We start from the raw sequence: 21944 nt of genomic DNA on the forward strand, positions 1-21944 counted from the left end.
TCAAAGACCGCAGGCGCGGTCTGCGCACACCGACGACGGGCACGGAAGCTCGAAATGGCAAGGAGTCGCCGTCGGTACAGCGGGATCGCTTAATCCAGTCCCCTCGGGGACGCGCCGGCGTAGATGGTGCCGCCTTTCTGGAGTTTTTCTGGTGCAGGCCAGCCCGGTGTCCCGGGCGCGCTCACTCCAGGTCTGGAACGGCCACCAACTGGGATGCCATGCGGCATCCCCGGCATCCAGGACGGAGGCCGCCCAGGACCGCAAGCGGCAGGAGCCGCGAGCGGAGTAAGTTTGAAGCAGGGATTCGGGATTCGCGATTGGGGATTGGCAAGAGCGGCGGTATCGCTCCTGACGCATCCCAGGTCGCGCATTTCAACTCCCGGCTTTAACGGAGGAGTGCAATGGCTCTCAATCTGTCCCAGAAGCAAGAAGTCGTCGCCGAACTGGCCGACGTCGCCGCGAAGGCCCACTCCTTGGTTGCTGCCGAGTACGCCGGCATCACGGTCTCGCAAATGACCGCGATGCGCAAGAAGGCGCGCGAAACCGGTGTGTACTTGCGTGTTGTCAAGAACACCCTGGCCGCGCGTGCCGTTGCCGGTACCGAATACGAGTGCGTCAAGGACGCGCTGGTCGGTCCGCTGCTGTATGCGTTCTCGACGGAAGAACCCGGCGCTGCCGGTCGTCTGATCAAGGAATTCGCCAAGGGTAACGACAAGCTGCAGGCCAAGGTCGTGTCGCTGGGTGGTCAGCTGTATCCGGCCGCTCATCTCGAGGTGTTGGCGTCGCTGCCGACCCGCGAGCAGGCGCTGGCCATGCTGGCACGCGTCCTGGCCGAGCCGGCGAGCATGTTCGCCCGTGCGGTCAAGGCCGTGGGCGACAAGCAGGGTGGCGGCGACGCCGCTCCCGCCGACGCCGAAGCGGAAGCCCCGGCTGAAACGGCTTAAGTTCGCGACACCTGAAACGGTTCACTAGAACCTCATCCAGAAAAAATTCCAAAGGTAATCACAATGTCCCTGTCTAACGAGCAGATCGTCGACGCAATCGCCGAAAAGACCCTCATGGAAGTGATGGAGCTGGTCAAGGCCATCGAAGACAAGTTCGGCGTTTCCGCCGCCGCCCCGGTCGCCGCTGCCGGTCCGGCCGTGGCCGCCGCGCCGGTCGAAGAGCAGACCGAGTTCAACGTCATCCTGATCGACGCCGGCGCCAAGAAGGTCGACGTCATCAAGGCCGTCCGCGCCATCACCGGCCTGGGCCTGAAGGAAGCCAAGGACCTCACCGAGGCCGGCGGCGTCCTGAAGGAAGCCGTGTCGAAGGAAGACGCCGACAAGTTCAAGAAGGACCTGGAAGCCGCTGGCGCGAAGGTCGAAGTCAAGTAAGCAGTCCCTTGCATCGCCAGCCGTTCGAGGCGATGCACTGAAGGCTGGGGGCGAAAGCCCCCGGCCTTTGGCCGTTGTTGTAACGCCGGGATTGGATATTCGGCATTGGAGATTCGAGGGGCGGTCGTCGACCCATCCCGAATCCCGTCATCCCCAATCTCGGCTTCACCGAGTTGGTAGTTGGAAGTAGCGGGAGAAGGCGTGCTGGTGCCGGCAATACCAGCGACTTCCAACTGACAATTTATGTTCACTCAGGGCCGCGGACGCGTGGCCCGCATCAGCCAAGGTGATACCTCATGACGTCTTATTCGTTCACCGAAAAGAAGCGTATCCGCAAGGACTTCGGCAAGCAGCGCTCGATCCTCGAAGTGCCGTTCCTGCTCGCCATCCAGGTGGATTCCTACCGCGAGTTCCTGCAGGAGAACACCGACCCGAACAAGCGTTCGGACCACGGCCTGCACGCGGCCCTGAAATCGGTGTTCCCGATCTCCAGCTACAGCGGCAACGCGGCGCTGGAGTACGTCGGCTACAAGCTCGGCGAACCTGTGTTCGACGAGCGTGAATGCCGTCAGCGCGGCATGAGCTACGGCGCGCCGCTGCGCGTGACCGTGCGCCTGGTGATCTACGACCGCGAGTCCTCGACCAAGGCGATCAAGTACGTCAAGGAGCAGGAGGTCTACCTCGGCGAAATCCCGCTGATGACCGACAACGGCACCTTCATCGTCAACGGCACCGAGCGCGTCATCGTCTCGCAGCTGCACCGCTCGCCGGGCGTGTTCTTCGACCACGACCGCGGCAAGACCCACAGCTCGGGCAAGCTGCTGTACAGCGCCCGCATCATTCCGTACCGCGGTTCCTGGCTGGACTTCGAGTTCGACCCGAAGGACGCGCTGTTCACCCGTATCGACCGCCGCCGCAAGCTGCCGGTGTCGATCCTGCTGCGCGCGCTCGGCTACTCGAACGAGGAGATGTTGTCCGAGTTCTTCGAGATCAACACCTTCCACATCGACCCGAAGGAAGGCGTGCAGCTGGAGCTGGTGCCCGAGCGCCTGCGCGGCGAGACCCTGAACTTCGACCTGGCCGACGGCGACAAGGTCATCGTCGAAGCCGGCAAGCGCATCACCGCGCGCCACGTCAAGCAGCTCGAGGCCGCCGGCGTCGCCGCACTGGCCGTGCCCGATGACTACCTGGTCGGTCGCATCCTGTCGCACGACGTGGTCGATGCTTCGACCGGCGAACTGCTGGCCAGCGCCAACGACGAAATCAGCGAAGACCAGCTCAATGCCTTCCGCAAGGCCGGCGTCGACGCCGTGGGCACGCTGTGGGTCAACGACCTGGATCGCGGTCCGTACCTGTCCAACACCCTGCGCATCGATCCGACCAAGACCCAGCTCGAGGCGCTGGTCGAGATCTACCGCATGATGCGTCCGGGCGAGCCGCCGACCAAGGACGCCGCGCAGAACCTGTTCCACAACCTGTTCTTCACCTTCGAGCGCTACGACCTGTCCACGGTCGGCCGCATGAAGTTCAACCGTCGTGTCGGCCGCAAGGAAGTCACCGGCGAGTCGGTGCTGTACGACAAGAAGTACTTCGGCGAGCGCAACGACGAAGAGTCCAAGCGCCTGGTCGCAGAGCACGCCGACAGCTCCGACATCCTGGACGTGATCAAGGTCCTGACCGAGATCCGCAACGGCCGCGGCGTGGTCGACGACATCGACCACCTGGGCAACCGTCGCGTGCGTTCGGTCGGCGAAATGGCCGAGAACGTGTTCCGCGTGGGCCTGGTCCGCGTCGAGCGCGCGGTCAAGGAGCGCTTGTCCATGGCCGAGTCCGAAGGCCTGACCCCGCAGGAACTGATCAACGCCAAGCCGGTGGCCGCCGCGATCAAGGAGTTCTTCGGCTCCTCGCAGCTGTCGCAGTTCATGGACCAGAACAACCCGCTGTCGGAAGTGACGCACAAGCGTCGCGTTTCCGCGCTGGGCCCGGGCGGCCTGACCCGCGAGCGCGCCGGCTTCGAAGTGCGCGACGTGCATCCGACCCACTACGGCCGCGTCTGCACCATCGAAACCCCGGAAGGTCCGAACATCGGCCTGATCAACTCGCTGGCGGTGTATGCCCGCACCAACCAGTACGGCTTCCTGGAGACGCCGTACCGTAAGGTCGTGGACGGCCAGATCACCGACGAGGTCGAGTACCTGTCGGCGATCGAAGAGAACGAGTACGTCATCGCGCAGGCCAACGCGCTGCACGATGCCAAGAGCCGCCTGACCGAGCAGTTCGTGCCGTGCCGCTACCAGGGCGAGTCGCTGCTGAAGCCGCCGGCGGAAGTGCACTTCATGGACGTGTCGCCGATGCAGACCGTGTCGATCGCGGCCGCGCTGGTGCCGTTCCTGGAGCACGACGACGCCAACCGCGCACTGATGGGCGCGAACATGCAGCGCCAGGCCGTGCCGACGCTGCGTGCGCAGAAGCCGCTGGTCGGTACCGGCATCGAGCGCGCGGTGGCGCGCGACTCGGGCGTGACCGTGAACGCGCGCCGTGGCGGCGTGATCGAGCAGATCGACGCCGGCCGCATCGTGGTCAAGGTCAACGAGGCCGAGATCGGCGGCGGCACCGACGCCGGCGTCGACATCTACAACCTGATCAAGTACACGCGTTCCAACCAGAACACCTGCATCAACCAGCGTCCGCTGGTGAACGTGGGCGACGTGATCGCGCGCGGCGACGTGCTGGCCGACGGTCCCTCGACCGACATCGGCGAACTGGCCCTGGGCCAGAACATGCTGATCGCGTTCATGCCGTGGAACGGCTACAACTTCGAAGACTCCATCCTGCTCTCCGAGCGCGTGGTGGAAGAGGATCGCTACACCACGATCCACATCGAAGAACTGACCTGCGTGGCGCGCGACACCAAGCTGGGGCCGGAGGAGATCTCCGCCGACATCCCCAACGTGTCCGAGCAGGCGCTGAACCGCCTGGACGAGAGCGGCGTGGTGTACATCGGTGCGGAAGTGCGCGCCGGCGACATCATGGTCGGCAAGGTCACGCCGAAGGGCGAGAGCCAGCTGACCCCGGAAGAGAAGCTGCTGCGCGCGATCTTCGGCGAGAAGGCCTCGGACGTGAAGGACAGCTCGCTGCGCGTGCCGCCGGGCATGGACGGCACCGTCATCGACGTGCAGGTGTTCACCCGCGACGGCATCGAGAAGGACAAGCGCGCCCGCCAGATCGAGGAAAACGAGATCAAGCGGGTCAAGAAGGACTTCGACGACCAGTTCCGCATCCTGGAAAGCGCGATCTATGCGCGTCTGCGTGGCCAGCTGATCGGCAAGGTCGCCAACGGCGGTCCGAACCTGAAGAAGGGCGACACCGTCAGCGACGCCTACCTGGACGGCCTGAAGAAGTCCGACTGGTTCGCGCTGCGCATGAAGGACGAGGACGCCTCCGAGGCGATCGAGCGCGCGCAGAAGCAGATCCAGGCGCACGAGAAGGAGTTCGAGCGTCGCTTCGCCGACAAGCGCGGCAAGATCACCGCCGGCGACGACCTCGCTCCGGGCGTGCTGAAGATGGTCAAGGTGTTCCTGGCGGTGAAGCGCCGCATCCAGCCCGGCGACAAGATGGCCGGTCGCCACGGCAACAAGGGTGTCGTGTCGATGATCCAGCCGATCGAGGACATGCCGTACATGGCCAACGGCGAGACCGTGGACATCGTGCTGAACCCGCTGGGCGTGCCGTCGCGTATGAACATCGGCCAGGTGCTGGAAGTGCACCTGGGCTGGGCCGCCAAGGGCCTGGGTCGCAAGATCCAGAATATGCTCGAGGCCCAGGCCAAGGTCGCCGACCTGCGCAAGTTCCTGGCGCAGATCTACAACCACGACCAGAAGCTGGGCGAGGACCGCGTGGATCTGGACCAGTTCAGCGACGCGGAGCTGCTGGCGTTGTCGAAGAACCTGACCGACGGCGTGCCGATGGCCACCCCGGTGTTCGACGGTGCCACCGAGGCCGAGATCAAGCACATGCTCGAACTCGCCGACCTGCCGATCAGCGGCCAGACCCAGCTGTACGACGGCCGCACCGGCGAGGCGTTCGATCGCCACACCACGGTCGGCTACATGCACATGCTGAAGCTGAACCACCTGGTCGACGACAAGATGCACGCGCGCTCCACCGGCCCGTACTCGCTGGTCACCCAGCAGCCGCTGGGCGGCAAGGCGCAGTTCGGCGGCCAGCGCTTCGGCGAAATGGAAGTCTGGGCGCTGGAAGCCTACGGCGCGGCCTACACCCTGCAGGAAATGCTGACGGTGAAGTCCGACGACGTGCAGGGCCGCAACCAGATGTACAAGAACATCGTCGACGGCGAGCACGAGATGGTCGCCGGCATGCCGGAGTCCTTCAACGTGCTGGTGAAGGAAATCCGCTCGCTGGCGATCAACATGGAACTGGAAGACTGAGGGGCCGGGACCCGGGGTCCGGGACCCGGGACTCGGAAAAGCCAGGAGCGCAGCCGCTCTGCTTTTCCGGGTCCCGGTCCCGGGTCCCGCGTCCCGATAGAACCCTTTCCGCCCCCGTCCTCGATACGAAATTCCTCCGACCCGGAGATACCCAATGAAAGACCTGCTCAACCTCTTCAACCAGCAGCGCCAGACGCTGGACTTCGACGCGATCAAGATCGCGTTGGCCTCGCCGGACCTGATCCGTTCGTGGTCCTTCGGCGAAGTGAAGAAGCCGGAAACCATCAACTACCGGACCTTCAAGCCCGAGCGCGACGGCCTGTTCTGCGCCGCCATCTTCGGCCCGATCAAGGACTACGAGTGCCTGTGCGGCAAGTACAAGCGCATGAAGCACCGCGGCGTGGTCTGCGAGAAGTGCGGCACCGAAGTGACCCTGGCCAAGGTGCGTCGCGAGCGCATGGGCCACATCGACCTGGCCTCGCCGGTCGCGCACATCTGGTTCCTGAAGTCGCTGCCGTCGCGCATCGGCCTGATGCTGGACATGACCTTGCGCGACATCGAGCGCGTGCTGTACTTCGAAGCCTACGTGGTGACCGAGCCGGGCCTGACCGCGCTTGAGCGCCGCCAGCTGCTGACCGAAGAGCAGTACCTGACCGCGCGCCAGGAGCACGGCGACGACTTCGACGCCGCCATGGGCGCCGAAGCGGTGTACGAACTGCTGCGCACCATCGACCTGCAGTCGGAAATGACCCGCCTGCGCGAAGAGATCGCCAGCACCGGTTCGGAAACCAAGCTCAAGCGCCTGACCAAGCGCATCAAGCTGATCGAGGCCTTCATCGAGTCCGGCAACCGTCCGGAGTGGATGGTGATGACCGTGCTGCCGGTGCTGCCGCCGGATCTGCGCCCGGTGGTGCCGCTGGACGGCGGCCGCTTCGCGACCTCCGATCTGAACGACCTGTACCGCCGCGTCATCAACCGCAACAACCGCCTGCGCCGCCTGCTCGAGCTGAACGCGCCGGACATCATCGTGCGCAACGAAAAGCGCATGCTGCAGGAGTCGGTCGATGCGCTGCTGGACAACGGCCGTCGCGGCCGTGCCATCACCGGCACCAACAAGCGCCCGCTGAAGTCGCTGGCCGACATGATCAAGGGCAAGCAGGGCCGGTTCCGTCAGAACCTGCTCGGCAAGCGCGTGGACTACTCCGGTCGTTCGGTGATCGTGGTCGGCCCGACCCTGCGTCTGCACGAGTGCGGCCTGCCGAAGAAGATGGCGCTGGAGCTGTTCAAGCCGTTCGTGTTCGCCAAGCTGCAGCGCCGCGGCCTGGCCACCACCATCAAGGCCGCCAAGAAGCTGGTCGAGCGCGAAGAAGCCGAAGTCTGGGACATCCTGGAAGAGGTGATCCGCGAGCACCCGGTGCTGCTGAACCGCGCGCCGACCCTGCACCGCCTGGGCATCCAGGCGTTCGAGCCGGTGCTGATCGAAGGCAAGGCGATCCAGCTGCACCCGCTGGTCTGCACCGCGTTCAACGCCGACTTCGACGGCGACCAGATGGCCGTGCACGTGCCGCTGTCGCTGGAAGCGCAGCTGGAAGCGCGCGCGCTGATGATGTCCACCAACAACATCCTGTCGCCGGCCAACGGCGAGCCGATCATCGTGCCGTCGCAGGACGTGGTGCTGGGCCTGTACTACATGAGTCGCGCCCTGGAGAACAAGAAGGGCGAGGGCATGGTGTTCGCCAACATCGCCGAAGTGAAGCGCGCCTACGACAACCGTGCGGTCGAACTGCACGCCAAGGTCAAGGTCCGCATCACCGAGACGGTGATCGACGAAGAGGGCAACCGTAGCAAGAAGACCTCGATCGTGGACACCACGATCGGGCGCGCGCTGCTGGCCGAGATCCTGCCGGAAGGCCTGCCGTTCGCGCTGGCCAACACCGAGCTGACCAAGAAGAACATCAGCCGCCTGATCAACTCCAGCTACCGCCAGCTGGGCCTGAAGGACAGCGTGGTGTTCGCCGACAAGCTGATGTACACCGGCTTCGCCTACGCGACCCGCGCCGGCGTGTCGATCGGCATCGACGACATGCTGATCCCGTCGGAGAAGAAGGGCATCCTCGGCGAAGCCGAGCAGGAAGTGCTGGAAATCCAGGAGCAGTACCAGTCTGGTCTGGTCACCGCCGGCGAGCGCTACAACAAGGTCGTGGACATCTGGTCGCGTACCAACGAGCGCATCGCCAAGGCGATGATGGACACCATCGGCACCGAGAAGGTGGTCAACGCCAAGGGCGAGACCATCGACCAGAAGTCGATGAACTCGCTGTACATCATGGCCGACTCCGGTGCGCGTGGTAGCCAGGCGCAGATCCGTCAGCTGGCCGGCATGCGCGGCCTGATGGCCCGCCCGGACGGCTCGATCATCGAGACGCCGATCAAGGCGAACTTCCGCGAAGGCCTGAACGTGCAGGAGTACTTCAACTCCACCCACGGTGCCCGTAAGGGTCTGGCCGATACCGCGCTGAAGACCGCCAACTCCGGTTACCTGACCCGTCGCCTGGTCGACGTGGCGCAGGACGTGGTGATCACCGAGCCCGATTGCGGCACCACCGACGGCCTGACCATGACCCCGATCGTGGAAGGCGGCGACGTGGTCGAGCCGCTGCGCGACCGCGTGCTTGGCCGCGTGGTGGCCGAGGACGTGTTCCTGCCGGGCAACGACGAGGATCCGATCGTCACCCGCAACACCCTGCTCGACGAGCAGTGGGTGGCCAAGCTGGAAGAGGCCGGCGTGCAGTCGGTCAAGGTCCGCTCGACCATCACCTGCGAATCGGCGTTCGGCGTGTGCGCGCGCTGCTACGGCCGCGACCTGGCCCGTGGCCACCTGGTCAACATCGGCGAAGCGGTCGGCGTCATCGCCGCGCAGTCGATCGGCGAGCCGGGTACCCAGCTGACCATGCGTACCTTCCACATCGGCGGCGCGGCCTCGCGTGCGGCGGCGGTGGACAACATCACGGTCAAGACCACCGGTTCGATCAAGTTCAACAACTTGAAGTCGGTCGAGCACGCCAACGGTTCGCTGGTGGCGGTGTCGCGCTCGGGCGAACTGTCGGTGCTCGACGGCCACGGCCGCGAGCGCGAGCGCTACAAGCTGCCGTACGGTGCCACCATCACCGCCAAGGACGGCGATGCCGTCAAGGCCGGCCAGTCGGTGGCGAACTGGGATCCGCACAATCACCCGATCGTGTCGGAAGTGGCCGGTTTCATCCGCTTCATCGACTTCATCGACGGCGTCACCGTCATCGAGAAGACCGACGAACTGACCGGCCTGGCCTCGCGCGAGATCACCGATCCGAAGCGTCGCGGCACCCAGGCCAAGGACCTGCGCCCGATCGTGCGCATCGTCGACGGCAAGGGCAACGACCTGACCATCCCGGGCACCGATCTGCCGGCGCAGTACCTGCTGCCGCCGCGCTCGATCGTCAACCTGCAGGACGGCGCGCCGGTCGGCGTGGGCGACGTGGTCGCCAAGATCCCGCAGGAAGCGTCCAAGACCCGCGACATCACCGGTGGTCTGCCGCGCGTGGCCGACCTGTTCGAAGCGCGCAAGCCGAAGGATCCGGCGATCCTGGCCGAGCGTTCGGGCATCATCAGCTTCGGCAAGGACACCAAGGGCAAGCAGCGCCTGATCATCAAGGACACCGACGGGTCGGAGCACGAAGAGCTGATCCCGAAGTACCGCCAGATCATCGTGTTCGAAGGCGAGCACGTGGCCAAGGGCGAAACCGTGGTGGACGGCGAGCCGAGCCCGCAGGACATCCTGCGCCTGCTGGGCGTCGAGCCGCTGGCCGCGTACCTGGTCAAGGAAATCCAGGACGTGTACCGCCTGCAGGGCGTGAAGATCAACGACAAGCACATCGAGGTCATCACCCGGCAGATGCTGCGCAAGGTCGAGATCACCGACCAGGGCAACAGCAAGTTCCTCAACGGCGAGCAGGCCGAGCGCCAGCGCGTCATCGAGGAGAACGCCCGCCTGGCGACCCGCAACGAACTGCCGGCCAAGTACGACCCGGTGCTGCTGGGCATCACCAAGGCCTCGCTGGCCACCGAGTCGTTCATCTCGGCCGCATCGTTCCAGGAGACCACCCGCGTCCTCACCGAGGCGGCGGTTCGTGGCACCAGCGATACGCTGCGCGGCCTGAAGGAAAACGTGATCGTGGGTCGCCTGATCCCGGCCGGTACCGGTCTGGCGTACCACAACACGCGCCGCCGCAATGCCAGCGGCCTGACCGAGTCGGAAATGCAGACCCTGTCCGGCGGCAGCGCCGAGCAGGCGGTCGAAGCTCCCGCGCCGACGGCTGCCGGCAGCGAAGAGTAAGCAGCAAGCCGGACCGGTCCCGCGCTCGCGGGGCCGGTCTACCAAGCGAAAGGGGGCGCAGCGGAAGCGCCCCGTATTCCGGCCCCGGATGGGCCAGCAAGTGAAGTCCGTTGTGTTGACGGCGCTTTGACTTGCCCGCTATACTTTCCTGTCTCGGCAGGCCGTCCTTCGGCCTGCCTTCGTTTTCACGCATCCAGGCCCGACGGCCTCAATCAGAAGAATCCACTGATGGCGACGATCAACCAGCTGGTCCGCAAGCCGCGGCAGGCGACCACCTACAAGAGCGCCTCTCCGGCGCTGGACAAGTGCCCGCAGCGCCGTGGCGTCTGCACGCGCGTGTACACCACCACCCCGAAGAAGCCGAACTCGGCCCTGCGTAAGGTCGCCAAGGTGCGCCTGACCAATCAGGAAGAGGTCATCAGCTACATCGGCGGCGAAGGCCACAACCTGCAGGAGCACTCCGTGGTCCTGATCCGCGGCGGTCGCGTCAAGGACCTGCCGGGCGTGCGCTACCACACCGTGCGCGGTTCGCTCGATGCCGCCGGCGTCGCCAAGCGTCGCCAGGGTCGTTCCAAGTACGGCGCCAAGCGCCCGAAGAAGTAAGGGGAAGTCCACATGTCTCGTAAAGGTAATACGCCGCAGCGCGCCGTCCTCCCGGATCCCAAGCACGGGAGCGAAACCATTGCCCGCTTCATCAACATGGTGATGCTGAGCGGCAAGAAGTCGGTCGCCGAAAAGATCGTCTACGGCGCGATGGACGTCATCGGTGAGAAGAACCCCAACGCCGTCGAGCTGGTGCAGAAGGCGCTGGACAACGTCGCTCCGGCGGTCGAGGTCAAGTCGCGCCGCGTCGGCGGTGCCACCTACCAGGTGCCGGTCGAGGTGCGTTCCTCCCGTCGCATGGCGCTGGCGATGCGTTGGCTGATCGACTCGGCGCGCAAGCGCGGCGAGAACTCGATGCCGCGCAAGCTCGCGGCCGAGCTGGTCGATGCCTCGGAAAACCGTGGCGGCGCCATCAAGAAGCGCGAAGAGACTCACCGCATGGCGGAAGCGAACAAGGCGTTCGCGCACTACCGCTGGTGACCTTCCGGGCCTTGGAAACGGGGCCCGTCAGCACTATCTAGAAGTGCTGCTAGCTGCGCCGTCGCGCGCGGCACAAATCCGAAGGCCGCCGCAAGGCGGCGTTCGGCCATCCGAAATCCAAGAAATTTGAGAGGCTCCCTGTGGCCCGTACCACTCCCATCGAGCGTTACCGCAACTTCGGCATCATGGCCCACATCGATGCCGGCAAGACCACCACCTCCGAACGCATCCTGTTCTACACCGGCGTCAGCCACAAGATCGGCGAGGTGCATGACGGTGCCGCGACGATGGACTGGATGGAGCAGGAGCAGGAGCGCGGCATCACCATCACCTCCGCCGCGACCACCGCGTTCTGGACCGGTATGGACAAGTCGCTGCCGCAGCACCGCTTCAACATCATCGATACCCCTGGGCACGTCGACTTCACCATCGAAGTCGAGCGTTCGCTGCGCGTGCTCGACGGCGCGGTGTTCGTGCTGTGCGCGGTCGGCGGCGTGCAGCCGCAGTCCGAGACCGTGTGGCGCCAGGCCAACAAGTACGCGGTGCCGCGCCTTGCCTTCGTCAACAAGATGGACCGCACCGGCGCCAACTTCGACAAGGTGGTCGAGCAGCTGAAGTCGCGTCTGGGTGCGTACCCGGTGCCGATGCAGGTGCCGATCGGCGCCGAAGACGGCTTCGAGGGCGTGGTCGACCTGGTCAAGATGAAGGCGATCCATTGGGATACCGCCTCGCAGGGCACCGTGTTCGAGTACCGCGACATTCCTGCGCACTTGGTCGACAAGGCCACCGAGGCGCGTGCGTTCATGGTCGAGGCCGCGGCCGAAGCCAACGAAGAGCTGATGGACAAGTACCTCAACGAGGGCGACCTGTCCGAGGCTGAGATCCTGGGCGGTCTGCGCGAGCGCACCCTGAAGGTGGAAGTGGTGCCGGTGTACTGCGGCACCGCGTTCAAGAACAAGGGTGTGCAGGCCATGCTCGACGGCGTGATCCAGATGCTGCCGTCGCCCAGCGACCGTCCGCCGGTCAAGGGCATCGACGAGGACGACCAGGAAGACAGCCGTCCGGCTACCGACACCGCGCCGTTCTCCGCGCTGGCGTTCAAGATCATGACCGATCCGTTCGTCGGCTCGCTGACCTTCTTCCGCGTCTACTCGGGCACGCTGAACTCCGGCGACCAGGTGTACAACCCGGTCAAGTCGAAGAAGGAACGCGTGGGTCGCATCCTGCAGATGCACTCCAACAACCGCGAAGAGATCAAGGAAGTGCGCGCGGGCGACATCGCCGCGGCGGTGGGCCTGAAGGACGTCACCACCGGCGACACGCTGTGCGCGCAGGACAACATCATCATCCTGGAGCGCATGGTGTTCCCGGAGCCGGTGATCTCGATGGCGGTCGAGCCGAAGACCAAGTCGGACCAGGAAAAGATGGGTATCGCGCTGAGCCGTCTGGCGCAGGAAGATCCCTCGTTCCGCGTCAACACCGACGAAGAGTCCGGCCAGACCATCATCCGCGGCATGGGCGAGTTGCACCTGGAAATCATGGTCGACCGCATGAAGCGCGAGTTCAACGTCGAAGCCAACGTCGGCAAGCCGCAGGTGGCCTACCGCGAGACCATCCGCAAGGCGGTCAAGCAGGAAGGCAAGTTCGTGCGTCAGTCCGGCGGTAAGGGCCAGTACGGTCATGTCGTGCTTGAGATCGAGCCGCAGGAACGTGGCCAGGGCTACACCTTCGAGAACGCGATCGTCGGCGGCGTGGTGCCGAAGGAATACATCCCGGCGGTGGACAAGGGCATCCAGGAAGCGGTGGCCAACGGCGTGATGGCCGGCTACCCAATCGTGGACGTCAAGGTGCGCCTGATCGACGGTTCGTACCATGACGTCGACTCCTCGGAAATGGCGTTCAAGATCGCCGGCTCGATGGGCTTCAAGGAAGGCTTCAACAAGGCCAACCCGGTGCTGCTGGAGCCGATCATGAAGGTCGAGGTGGTGACGCCGGAAGACTACCTGGGCGATGTGATGGGCGACGTCAGCCGTCGTCGCGGCATCCTGCAGGGCCAGGACGACAGCCCGTCGGGCAAGGTGATCAACGCGATGGTGCCGCTGGGCGAAATGTTCGGCTACGCCACCACGCTGCGCTCGATGTCGCAGGGTCGCGCCACCTTCTCGATGGAGTTCGACCACTACGCGGAAGCGCCGGCCAACATCGCCGAAGCGGTCATCAAGAAGAGCTGAGACTAGAGCGACGGGATGCGTGCGGCGGACCCGGTCCGCGCCGCATCCCGCTCTCTGTTCCCCCAATACGAATCACGAGGTAGAGAAGACATGGCAAAGGGTAAGTTCGAGCGCACCAAGCCGCACGTCAACGTCGGCACCATCGGTCACGTCGACCACGGCAAGACCACGCTGACCGCGGCGCTGACCAAGATCGGCGCAGAGCGCTTCGGCGGCGAGTTCAAGGCGTACGACGCGATCGACGCGGCGCCGGAAGAGAAGGCGCGCGGCATCACGATCTCGACCGCCCACGTGGAATACGAATCCCCGACGCGCCACTACGCGCACGTGGATTGCCCGGGTCACGCGGACTACGTCAAGAACATGATCACCGGTGCGGCGCAGATGGACGGCGCGATCCTGGTGTGCTCGGCCGCTGACGGCCCGATGCCGCAGACCCGCGAGCACATCCTGCTGTCGCGCCAGGTCGGCGTGCCGCACATCGTGGTGTTCCTGAACAAGGCCGACATGGTCGACGACGCCGAGCTGCTCGAGCTGGTCGAGATGGAAGTGCGCGAGCTGCTGAGCAAGTACGACTTCCCGGGCGACGACACCCCGATCATCCATGGTTCGGCCCGTCTGGCGCTGGAAGGCGACCAGAGCGAGATCGGCGTGCCGGCGATCCTGAAGCTGGTGGACGCGCTGGACTCGTTCATCCCGGAGCCGCAGCGCGACGTGGACAAGCCGTTCCTGATGCCGGTGGAAGACGTGTTCTCGATCTCCGGCCGCGGCACCGTGGTGACCGGTCGTATCGAGCGCGGCATCATCAAGGTGGGCGACGAAATCGAAATCGTCGGCATCCGTGCGACGCAGAAGACCACCGTGACCGGCGTGGAAATGTTCCGCAAGCTGCTGGACCAGGGCCAGGCGGGCGACAACGCGGGCCTGCTGCTGCGCGGCACCAAGCGTGACGACGTGGAGCGCGGCCAGGTGCTGTGCAAGCCGGGTTCGATCAAGCCGCACACCGACTTCGAAGCCGAAGTGTACGTGCTGTCGAAGGACGAGGGCGGCCGTCACACCCCGTTCTTCAAGGGCTACCGTCCGCAGTTCTACTTCCGCACCACCGACATCACCGGTGCGGTGCAGCTGCCGGAAGGCGTGGAAATGGTGATGCCGGGCGACAACGTCAAGATGGTGGTGACGCTGATCAACCCGGTGGCGATGGACGAAGGCCTGCGCTTCGCGATTCGCGAAGGCGGCCGTACCGTCGGCGCCGGCGTGGTGGCCAAGATCATCAAGTAATGCCCTCCGGCGGCCAAGGCCGCCAGCTGGAATCGCCAGCGACGTCGGTCGCCGGCATCGCGAAGGGTCGGCGCAAGCCGGCCCTTCGCCGTTTCCGGGCATGGCAAGCGTTCTTGCGATTTATTGTTGCGAGGTGTTGCGGAGGCGTGAAGTCGCCGCTATAATGCGCGGCTCGGCGTTCCTGGGTAGGGCGCCGGCAAGACAGCGAAAAGAGAGGCAGGACGCCGCTCGTGTTCGCAGGACCGGGAAGGTCGCGTCGCATGGAGCACTCAACAGCCTCGGGTTGTTGACGCTGCTCTAGCTGCGCATTATACTTTTCCGTCTGGGCAGGCCGGGTCGACTGGTCTGCCCCAGTTTTTGGGGCGGAAGGAATGCCCCCGCCGAGCCGGATGCTCTGCGGTACGACATCAGGAAACAACCGGGGCAGGTATCCCAGAGGCCTTGCCCGTCGCTCTTTTAACGAAGGAACCCACCGTCATGGCGGACCAAAAGATCCGGATTCGGCTGAAGGCGTTCGATCATCGTTTGATCGACCGTTCGGCCAGCGAGATCGTCGAGACGGCCAAGCGGACCGGCGCGCAAGTGCGTGGCCCGATCCCGCTGCCGACCAAGATCGAACGCTACACCATCCTCGTTTCCCCGCACGTCGACAAGGACGCGCGCGACCAGTACGAGACCCGCACGCACAAGCGCGTGCTCGACATCGTCGACCCCAACGACAAGACCGTGGACGCGCTGATGAAGCTCGAGCTCGCGGCTGGCGTCGATGTCCAGATCAAGTTGACCTGAGGACTACGACCATGACGAAGAAGTATTCGTTGGGCTTCGTGGGCCGCAAGGCCGGCATGAGCCGCGTCTTCACCGAAGACGGCCGCTCCATCCCGGTCACCCTGATCGAAGCGACCCCGAACCGCATCACCCAGCTCAAGACCGTCGAAGCCGACGGCTACAGCGCCGTGCAGATCACCGTGGGCGCCCGTCGCGCCGCGCTGGTCAACAAGCCGGCGTCCGGCCATTTCGCCAAGGCGAAGGTCGAAGCGGGTCGCGGCCTGTGGGAGTTCCGCGTCGAGGACGCGCAGCTGAGCGAGTTCGCCGTCGGCGGCGAAATCAAGGCGGACATCTTCGCCGTCGGCCAGAAGGTCGATGTGCAGGGCGTCACCAAGGGTAAGGGCTTCCAGGGCACCATCAAGCGGCACAACTTCCGCATGGGCGACGCCACCCACGGTAACTCGCTGTCGCATCGCGCGCCGGGTTCGCTGGGTCAGCGCCAGACCCCGGGTCGCGTTTTCCCGGGCAAGAAGATGTCCGGCCACATGGGCGCGGTGCAGCAGAGCACGCAGAATCTGGAAGTGGTCAAGGTCGACGTCGAGCGTGGCCTGATCGCCATTCGCGGCGCTGTGCCTGGCGCTGCCGGTGGCGACGTGATCGTGCGTCCGGCTAGCAAGGCATAAGGAGAGATGACGATGGAACTCGTTATCACGGGTAGCAACAACAAGGTCTCGGTCTCCGACGCCGTGTTCGGCCGCGATTTCAGCGAGGATCTGGTCCACCAGGTCGTCGTCGCCTATCGCAACGCCGGCCGCGCCGGCACCAAGGCGCAGAAGACGCGTTCGGAAGTCAACGGCACCACCAAGAAGTCGAAGAAGCAGAAGGGCGGTGGCGCTCGCCACGGCGCGCTGACCGCTCCGATCTTCGTCGGCGGTGGCGTGACCTTCGCGGCCAAGCCGCGCAGCTTCGAGCAGAAGGTCAACCGCAAGATGTACCGCGCGGCCATCTGCGCGATCCTCTCGGAACTGAACCGCCAGGGCCGCCTGATGGTCGTCGACGCGTTCGACGTCGAGGCCAGCAAGACCAAGGGCCTGATCGAGAAGCTGAAGGGTCTGGAAGTGGGCAAGCGCCCGCTGATCGTGACCGAAGAAGCGTCCGAGCATCTGTACCTGTCCGCCCGCAACCTTCCCTACGTGGAAGTGCGCGACGTGCAGGGCCTGGATCCGGTGTCGCTGGTCGGGGCCGACACGGTCGTGATCACCGCCGATGCGGTCAAGAAGGTCGAGGAGTGGCTGGCATGAGCAGCAACGAAAAAATCTTCAGCGTGCTGCGCGCTCCGCGTGTCTCCGAAAAGACCGCGCGCCTGCAGGAACTCTCCAATCAGTACGTCTTCGAGATTTCGAACGAAGCCACCAAGGCCGATGTCAAGGCCGCGGTCGAGCAGCTGTTCGACGTCAAGGTCGAGTCGGTCAACGTGTTGAACGTCAAGGGCAAGAACAAGTCCTTCCGTTCGCGCAGCGGTCGTCGCGGCGATTGGCGCAAGGCGTACGTGCGTCTGGCCGAAGGCCAGTCCATCGACGTAACGGCCAAGGCCTGAGGTACATCCCATGCCATTGATGAAATTCAAGCCCACCTCCGCAGGCCGTCGTTCGGCCGTGCGCGTGGTCACGCCCGATCTGCACAAGGGCGCCCCGCACGCTGCACTGGTGGAAAAGCAGAGCAAGTCCGGTGGTCGTAACCACCACGGCCGCATCACCACCCGCCACGTCGGCGGTGGCCACAAGCAGCACTACCGCGTCATCGACTTCAAGCGCAACAAGGAAGGTATCCCGGCGCGCGTGGAGCGGATCGAATACGATCCCAACCGCACCGCCCATATCGCCCTGCTGTGCTACGCCGACGGCGAGCGCCGCTACATCATCGCGCCGAAGGGCCTGAAGGCCGGCGACCAGGTGATCGCGGGTTCGGATGCGCCGATCAAGACCGGCAACACCCTGCCGCTGCGCAACATCCCGGTCGGTACCACCGTCCACGGGATCGAGCTGAAGCCGGGCAAGGGCGCGCAGATCGCGCGTGCCGCCGGCGCCGCAGTGCAGCTGGTCGCGCGTGAAGGCATCTACGCCACCCTGCGTCTGCGCTCCGGCGAAATGCGCAAGGTGCCGTCCGAGTGCCGCGCCACCATCGGCGAAGTCGGTAACGACGAGCACAACCTCGAGAAGCTGGGCAAGGCGGGCGCGAAGCGCTGGCGCGGCGTGCGTCCGACCGTTCGCGGTGCGGCCATGAACCCGGTCGACCACCCGCACGGTGGTGGCGAGGCGAAGGCCGGTCAGGGTAATCCGCATCCGGTCACCCCGTGGGGTGTCCCGACCAAGGGTTACAAGACGCGCCATAACAAGCGCACCGAACAATTCATCGTCCGCGATCGTAGGGGCTAATCGACCATGGCACGTTCACTCAAGAAGGGCCCGTTCGTCGATCACCACCTCGTCAAGAAGGTGGAGGCCGCGGCCGGCAGCAAGCGTCCGATCAAGACCTGGTCGCGACGTTCGATGATCCTGCCGGAGATGGTGGGTTTCACCATCGCCGTGCATAACGGCAAGAACCACGTTCCGGTGCTGGTCAACGAGAACATGGTCGGCCACAAGCTCGGCGAATTTGCCGTCACCCGGACCTTCAAGGGTCACGGTGGCGACAAGAAGTCGAGCCGGTAAGGAGAGATGACGATGGAAGCGAAAGCAATCCTGCGCACCGCGCGCATCTCCCCGCAGAAGGCCCGCCTGGTCGCTGACCAGGTGCGCGGTCTTTCCGCCGAGCGGGCGGTCAACCTGCTGAAGTTCTCGGACAAGAAGGCTGCCCACCTGATCAAGAAGGTGGTGGAGTCGGCGATCGCCAATGCCGAGAACAATCAAGGCGCGGATGTCGACGAGCTGAAGGTCAAGACCATCATGGTTGATGAAGGTCCGACCCTGAAGCGTTTCATGGCGCGGGCGAAAGGCCGCGGTACCCGCATCCTCAAGCGCACCAGCCACATCACTGTGGTTGTGGGCGCCGCCAAGTAAGCGGAAAGGAAAAGACGATGGGTCATAAAGTTCATCCGATCGGAATCCGCCTGGGTATCGCCAAGGACTGGAATTCCAAGTGGTACGCCAACAAGGCCGAGTTCGCCGGTTACCTGGCAGCCGACCTCAAGGTCCGCGAAATGCTGCGCAAGAAGCTGGCGCAGGCGGGCATCAGCAAGATCCTGATCGAGCGTCCGGCCAAGACCGCGCGCGTGACGATCCACACCGCCCGTCCGGGCGTGGTGATCGGCAAGCGCGGTGAGGACATCGAGAAGCTGCGCAAGGAAGTGAGCGAGATGATGGGTGTCCCCGCCCACATCAACGTCACCGAAGTGCGCAAGCCGGAGCTGGACGCGCAGCTGGTTGCCGAGTCGATCGCGCAGCAGCTGGAGCGTCGCATCATGTTCCGCCGCGCGATGAAGCGCTCGGTCGGCAACGCGATGCGCCTGGGTGCCCTGGGCATCAAGGTCAACGTCGCCGGCCGTCTGAACGGTGCGGAAATCGCCCGTTCCGAGTGGTACCGCGAGGGCCGCGTGCCGCTGCACACGCTGCGTGCCGACATCGACTATGGCTTCGCTGAAGCCAAGACGACCTACGGCATCATCGGCATCAAGGTCTGGATCTACAAGGGCGAGATCTTCGATTTCTCCCAGGTTGGCCAGGAAAAGCAGGACGATTCCCCGCGCAACGATCGTAACGATCGCGGCGACCGTGGCGACCGTCCGTCGCGTCCGGCCCGTGAAGCGAGGTAACGGCAATGTTGCAACCCAAGCGAACCAAATACCGCAAGATGCACAAGGGTCGTAACGACGGCCTGGCGTGGAGCGGAAACGCCGTCAGCTTCGGCGAGTACGGGCTGAAGGCCACGGCGCACGGTCAGCTGACCGCGCGCCAGATCGAAGCGGCGCGCCGCTCGATCAGCCGCTACGTCAAGCGCGGCGGCAAGATGTGGATCCGCGTGTTCCCGGACAAGCCGATCACCAAGAAGCCGATCGAAGTGCGAATGGGCTCCGGTAAGGGTAACGTCGAGTACTGGGTCGCGCAGATCCAGCCCGGTCGCATGATCTATGAAATCGAAGGCGTCGGCGAAGATGTCGCGCGCGAGGCGTTCCGCCTGGCCGCTGCCAAGCTTTCGGTGACCACCACCTTCGTGACCCGGACGGTACGCTGATGGACATCAAACAACTCCGCGAGAAGTCGGCCGACGATCTGAAGGCCCACCTGACCGATCTGCGCAAGGAGCAGTTCGCCCTGCGCATGCAGCAGGTCACCGGGCAGCTGCCGAAGACTCACGAAACCCGCCGGGTGCGCCGCGAGATCGCTCGCGTCAAGCACCTGCTCGGCAGCACGAAGTAAGGATGGCCGCGATGAGCGACAATAACGAAAGCAAGACGCTGCGCACGGTCGAAGGCCGTGTGGTCAGCAACAAGATGGACAAGACCGTCACCGTGCTGGTGGAGCGTCAGGTCAAGCATGCGCTGTACGGCAAGTACATCAAGCGCTCGACCAAGCTCCACGCCCACGACGCCGACAACGCCTGCAACGAAGGCGATGTCGTGCGCGTGACCGAGATTGCGCCGATGTCCAAGACCAAGAACTGGCGGGTGGTGGAAATCGTCACCCGCGCGGCCGAATAAGGGAGATCTGAATCATGATCCAGATGCAGAGCTACCTCGACGTCGCCGACAATTCCGGTGCCAAGGAAGTGATGTGCATCAAGGTGCTCGGCGGCTCCAAGCGCCGCTACGCGCACATTGGCGACATCATCAAGGTCACCGTCAAGGACGCTATCCCGCGCGGCAAGGTCAAGAAGGGCGAAGTCTACGACGCCGTCGTCGTGCGTACCCGCAAGGGTGTGCGTCGTCCGGACGGTTCGTTGATCCGCTTCGATGGCAACGCCGCGGTGTTGCTCAACAACAAGCAGGAGCCGATCGGTACGCGCATCTTCGGGCCTGTGACCCGCGAGCTGCGTTCCGAGAAGTTCATGAAGATCGTCTCGCTCGCTCCCGAAGTGCTGTGAGCGGAGGACATACACATGGCTAACCGTATCAAGAAGGGCGACCAGGTCGTCGTCACCACCGGCAAGGACAAGGGCAAGCAGGGCGAAGTCGTCCGCGTCGACGGCGACCGCGTGGTCGTCTCCAACGCGAACATCGTCAAGCGCCACACCAAGCCGAACCCGCAGGCGGGCGTCGCCGGCGGCGTGGTCGAGCGCGAAGCGTCGATCCATATTTCCAACGTGGCGATCCTCAACCCGGCGACGGGCAAGGGCGACCGCGTTGGCTTCAAGGTGCTGGAGGATGGACGCAAACTGCGTGTGTTCCGCTCCAGCGGTGAGGCGCTCGACGCCTGAGGAATGACACAATGACTTCCCGTCTCGAAAAGATCTACAAGGAAGAAGTGGTACCGGCTCTGATGAAGAAGTTCGGTTACACCAATCCGATGGAAGTGCCGAAGCTGGTCAAGGTCACGCTGAACATGGGCGTGGGCGAGGCCGCGACGAACAAGAAGATCCTGGAAAACGCCGTCGCCGACATGGCCAAGGTCTCCGGCCAGAAGCCGGTGGTGACCAAGTCGCGCATCTCGGTGGCTTCGTTCAAGATCCGCGATGGCTGGCCGATCGGCTGCAAGACCACGCTGCGTCGCGCCAAGATGTACGAGTTCCTGGATCGCCTGATCAACATCTCGCTGCCGCGCGTGCGCGACTTCCGTGGTGTCTCGGGGCGTTCGTTCGACGGCCGCGGCAACTTCAACATGGGCGTGAAGGAGCAGATCATCTTCCCGGAAATCGACTTCGACGCTGTCGACGCGATCCGCGGTATGGATATCGCCATCACCACCACCGCCAAGACCGACGCCGAAGCCAAGGCGCTGCTCGAAGCGTTCAAGTTCCCGTTCCGTAACTGATTGACGCCGGGATTCGGGATTCGGGATTCGGGATGGATGGGCGTCATGCCCGCCACCCCGGGTTCCGCAGATCTCAAATCCCCAATCTCGAATCCCGAGGATTTACAGATGGCAAAGACCTCCATGGTCAACCGCGACATCAAGCGCAAGAAGCTGGCGAAGAAGTTCGCCGACAAGCGTGATGCGCTGAAGAAGATCATCGCCTCCGGCACCGCCTCGTACGACGAGAAGGCCGAGGCCGTGACCAAGCTGCAGAAGCTGCCGCGCGATTCGTCGCCGAGCCGCCAGCGCACCCGTTGCGAACTGTCCGGCCGCCCGCGTGGCGTGTACGGCAAGTTCGGCCTGGGCCGCAACATGCTGCGCAAGGCGACCATGAACGGCGACGTTCCGGGCCTGCGCAAGGCTAGCTGGTAATTCCA

Annotated in this window: 23 protein-coding genes; all 23 read left to right on the forward strand. The window is 64.6% G+C overall.

The features are described 5' to 3' along the window. Positions 1-401: 401 nt before the first annotated feature. The gene (gene rplJ, locus ACP93_RS07150) at positions 402-944 is read left to right on the forward strand and encodes a 50S ribosomal protein L10 (RefSeq protein ID WP_048490045.1); all 543 of its coding nucleotides are present in this window, start codon (positions 402-404) and stop codon (positions 942-944) included. 63 nt (positions 945-1007) lie between these two features. Beyond that, a complete protein-coding gene (rplL, locus tag ACP93_RS07155; RefSeq protein ID WP_010341338.1) occupies positions 1008-1376 on the forward strand; it encodes a 50S ribosomal protein L7/L12 in 369 nt (122 codons plus the stop codon). A 296-nt stretch (positions 1377-1672) separates the two neighbouring features. Then, entirely contained in the window at positions 1673-5824 is a 4152-nt protein-coding gene (rpoB, locus tag ACP93_RS07160) for a DNA-directed RNA polymerase subunit beta (protein ID WP_048490046.1), read from the forward strand. A gap of 154 nt (positions 5825-5978) precedes the next feature. Next, entirely contained in the window at positions 5979-10196 is a 4218-nt protein-coding gene (gene rpoC, locus ACP93_RS07165; RefSeq protein ID WP_048490047.1) for a DNA-directed RNA polymerase subunit beta', read from the forward strand. A gap of 228 nt (positions 10197-10424) precedes the next feature. Then, positions 10425-10799 carry a 30S ribosomal protein S12 gene (gene rpsL / locus ACP93_RS07170; protein ID WP_048490048.1) on the forward strand — a complete coding sequence of 125 codons (375 nt, stop codon included), beginning with the start codon at positions 10425-10427 and terminating at the stop codon, positions 10797-10799. A gap of 12 nt (positions 10800-10811) precedes the next feature. Beyond that, complete coding sequence (gene rpsG / locus ACP93_RS07175; protein ID WP_048490049.1) at positions 10812-11279, forward strand: 30S ribosomal protein S7; 468 nt, start codon at positions 10812-10814, stop codon at positions 11277-11279. A gap of 140 nt (positions 11280-11419) precedes the next feature. After that, positions 11420-13510, forward strand: a complete 2091-nt coding sequence (gene fusA / locus ACP93_RS07180; RefSeq protein ID WP_048490050.1) for an elongation factor G — start codon at positions 11420-11422, stop codon at positions 13508-13510. 90 nt (positions 13511-13600) lie between these two features. After that, positions 13601-14791 (forward strand): elongation factor Tu, encoded by a 1191-nt coding sequence (tuf, locus tag ACP93_RS07185; RefSeq protein ID WP_048490041.1) that lies wholly within the window; start codon positions 13601-13603, stop codon positions 14789-14791. A 477-nt stretch (positions 14792-15268) separates the two neighbouring features. Continuing rightward, positions 15269-15580 (forward strand): 30S ribosomal protein S10, encoded by a 312-nt coding sequence (rpsJ, locus tag ACP93_RS07190; RefSeq protein WP_010341589.1) that lies wholly within the window; start codon positions 15269-15271, stop codon positions 15578-15580. Between the two features lie 11 nt (positions 15581-15591). Then, positions 15592-16242, forward strand: a complete 651-nt coding sequence (gene rplC / locus ACP93_RS07195) for a 50S ribosomal protein L3 (protein ID WP_048490051.1) — start codon at positions 15592-15594, stop codon at positions 16240-16242. Between the two features lie 12 nt (positions 16243-16254). Next, on the forward strand, positions 16255-16860 hold the full coding sequence (rplD, locus tag ACP93_RS07200; RefSeq protein WP_048490092.1) for a 50S ribosomal protein L4: 606 nt from the start codon (positions 16255-16257) through the stop codon (positions 16858-16860). After that, positions 16857-17156: a 50S ribosomal protein L23 gene (rplW, locus tag ACP93_RS07205; protein ID WP_010341592.1), complete on the forward strand. Its 300-nt coding sequence runs from the start codon at positions 16857-16859 to the stop codon at positions 17154-17156. Before rplD ends, rplW begins: the two co-directional genes overlap by 4 nt. Positions 17157-17166: 10 nt before the next feature. Then, positions 17167-17994 carry a 50S ribosomal protein L2 gene (gene rplB, locus ACP93_RS07210; RefSeq protein ID WP_010341593.1) on the forward strand — a complete coding sequence of 276 codons (828 nt, stop codon included), beginning with the start codon at positions 17167-17169 and terminating at the stop codon, positions 17992-17994. A 6-nt stretch (positions 17995-18000) separates the two neighbouring features. Next, positions 18001-18270 (forward strand): 30S ribosomal protein S19, encoded by a 270-nt coding sequence (gene rpsS / locus ACP93_RS07215; RefSeq protein ID WP_003470666.1) that lies wholly within the window; start codon positions 18001-18003, stop codon positions 18268-18270. Between the two features lie 12 nt (positions 18271-18282). Further along, positions 18283-18618 carry a 50S ribosomal protein L22 gene (rplV, locus tag ACP93_RS07220; RefSeq protein WP_003470663.1) on the forward strand — a complete coding sequence of 112 codons (336 nt, stop codon included), beginning with the start codon at positions 18283-18285 and terminating at the stop codon, positions 18616-18618. Between the two features lie 17 nt (positions 18619-18635). After that, positions 18636-19370 carry a 30S ribosomal protein S3 gene (gene rpsC, locus ACP93_RS07225; protein WP_010341595.1) on the forward strand — a complete coding sequence of 245 codons (735 nt, stop codon included), beginning with the start codon at positions 18636-18638 and terminating at the stop codon, positions 19368-19370. Between the two features lie 5 nt (positions 19371-19375). Then, positions 19376-19789 carry a 50S ribosomal protein L16 gene (gene rplP / locus ACP93_RS07230; protein ID WP_003470657.1) on the forward strand — a complete coding sequence of 138 codons (414 nt, stop codon included), beginning with the start codon at positions 19376-19378 and terminating at the stop codon, positions 19787-19789. After that, positions 19789-19974 (forward strand): 50S ribosomal protein L29, encoded by a 186-nt coding sequence (gene rpmC, locus ACP93_RS07235; protein WP_010341597.1) that lies wholly within the window; start codon positions 19789-19791, stop codon positions 19972-19974. The genes rplP and rpmC overlap by 1 nt, the downstream gene beginning before the upstream one ends. Before the next feature lie 11 nt (positions 19975-19985). Further along, complete coding sequence (gene rpsQ, locus ACP93_RS07240; protein WP_010341599.1) at positions 19986-20255, forward strand: 30S ribosomal protein S17; 270 nt, start codon at positions 19986-19988, stop codon at positions 20253-20255. 14 nt (positions 20256-20269) lie between these two features. Next, positions 20270-20638, forward strand: coding sequence for a 50S ribosomal protein L14 (gene rplN / locus ACP93_RS07245; RefSeq protein ID WP_003486699.1), 369 nt, complete (start codon positions 20270-20272; stop codon positions 20636-20638). A 15-nt stretch (positions 20639-20653) separates the two neighbouring features. Continuing rightward, a complete protein-coding gene (rplX, locus tag ACP93_RS07250) occupies positions 20654-20971 on the forward strand; it encodes a 50S ribosomal protein L24 (protein WP_010341604.1) in 318 nt (105 codons plus the stop codon). A gap of 11 nt (positions 20972-20982) precedes the next feature. Continuing rightward, positions 20983-21525, forward strand: coding sequence for a 50S ribosomal protein L5 (gene rplE / locus ACP93_RS07255; protein ID WP_010341606.1), 543 nt, complete (start codon positions 20983-20985; stop codon positions 21523-21525). 108 nt (positions 21526-21633) lie between these two features. Next, a complete protein-coding gene (rpsN, locus tag ACP93_RS07260; RefSeq protein WP_010341607.1) occupies positions 21634-21939 on the forward strand; it encodes a 30S ribosomal protein S14 in 306 nt (101 codons plus the stop codon). Positions 21940-21944 lie beyond the last annotated feature (5 nt).

It is taken from the genome of Xanthomonas sp. NCPPB 1128, assembly GCF_001043115.1.
Classification (GTDB): Bacteria; Pseudomonadota; Gammaproteobacteria; order Xanthomonadales; family Xanthomonadaceae; genus Xanthomonas_A.

Coding starts and splice junctions, on each gene's coding strand:
- rpsL (WP_048490048.1), top strand. CDS start 10,425: ATGGCGACGATCAACCAGCTGGTCCGCAAGCCGCGGCAGGCGACCACC.
- rpsG (WP_048490049.1), top strand. CDS start 10,812: ATGTCTCGTAAAGGTAATACGCCGCAGCGCGCCGTCCTCCCGGATCCC.
- rpsN (WP_010341607.1), top strand. CDS start 21,634: ATGGCAAAGACCTCCATGGTCAACCGCGACATCAAGCGCAAGAAGCTG.
- rplL (WP_010341338.1), top strand. CDS start 1,008: ATGTCCCTGTCTAACGAGCAGATCGTCGACGCAATCGCCGAAAAGACC.
- rpsQ (WP_010341599.1), top strand. CDS start 19,986: ATGAGCGACAATAACGAAAGCAAGACGCTGCGCACGGTCGAAGGCCGT.
- rpsS (WP_003470666.1), top strand. CDS start 18,001: ATGGCACGTTCACTCAAGAAGGGCCCGTTCGTCGATCACCACCTCGTC.
- rplP (WP_003470657.1), top strand. CDS start 19,376: ATGTTGCAACCCAAGCGAACCAAATACCGCAAGATGCACAAGGGTCGT.
- rpoC (WP_048490047.1), top strand. CDS start 5,979: ATGAAAGACCTGCTCAACCTCTTCAACCAGCAGCGCCAGACGCTGGAC.
- rpsJ (WP_010341589.1), top strand. CDS start 15,269: ATGGCGGACCAAAAGATCCGGATTCGGCTGAAGGCGTTCGATCATCGT.
- rplC (WP_048490051.1), top strand. CDS start 15,592: ATGACGAAGAAGTATTCGTTGGGCTTCGTGGGCCGCAAGGCCGGCATG.
- rpoB (WP_048490046.1), top strand. CDS start 1,673: ATGACGTCTTATTCGTTCACCGAAAAGAAGCGTATCCGCAAGGACTTC.
- rplV (WP_003470663.1), top strand. CDS start 18,283: ATGGAAGCGAAAGCAATCCTGCGCACCGCGCGCATCTCCCCGCAGAAG.
- rplW (WP_010341592.1), top strand. CDS start 16,857: ATGAGCAGCAACGAAAAAATCTTCAGCGTGCTGCGCGCTCCGCGTGTC.
- rplB (WP_010341593.1), top strand. CDS start 17,167: ATGCCATTGATGAAATTCAAGCCCACCTCCGCAGGCCGTCGTTCGGCC.
- rplE (WP_010341606.1), top strand. CDS start 20,983: ATGACTTCCCGTCTCGAAAAGATCTACAAGGAAGAAGTGGTACCGGCT.
- rpsC (WP_010341595.1), top strand. CDS start 18,636: ATGGGTCATAAAGTTCATCCGATCGGAATCCGCCTGGGTATCGCCAAG.
- rplX (WP_010341604.1), top strand. CDS start 20,654: ATGGCTAACCGTATCAAGAAGGGCGACCAGGTCGTCGTCACCACCGGC.
- tuf (WP_048490041.1), top strand. CDS start 13,601: ATGGCAAAGGGTAAGTTCGAGCGCACCAAGCCGCACGTCAACGTCGGC.
- rplN (WP_003486699.1), top strand. CDS start 20,270: ATGATCCAGATGCAGAGCTACCTCGACGTCGCCGACAATTCCGGTGCC.
- rplJ (WP_048490045.1), top strand. CDS start 402: ATGGCTCTCAATCTGTCCCAGAAGCAAGAAGTCGTCGCCGAACTGGCC.
- rpmC (WP_010341597.1), top strand. CDS start 19,789: ATGGACATCAAACAACTCCGCGAGAAGTCGGCCGACGATCTGAAGGCC.
- rplD (WP_048490092.1), top strand. CDS start 16,255: ATGGAACTCGTTATCACGGGTAGCAACAACAAGGTCTCGGTCTCCGAC.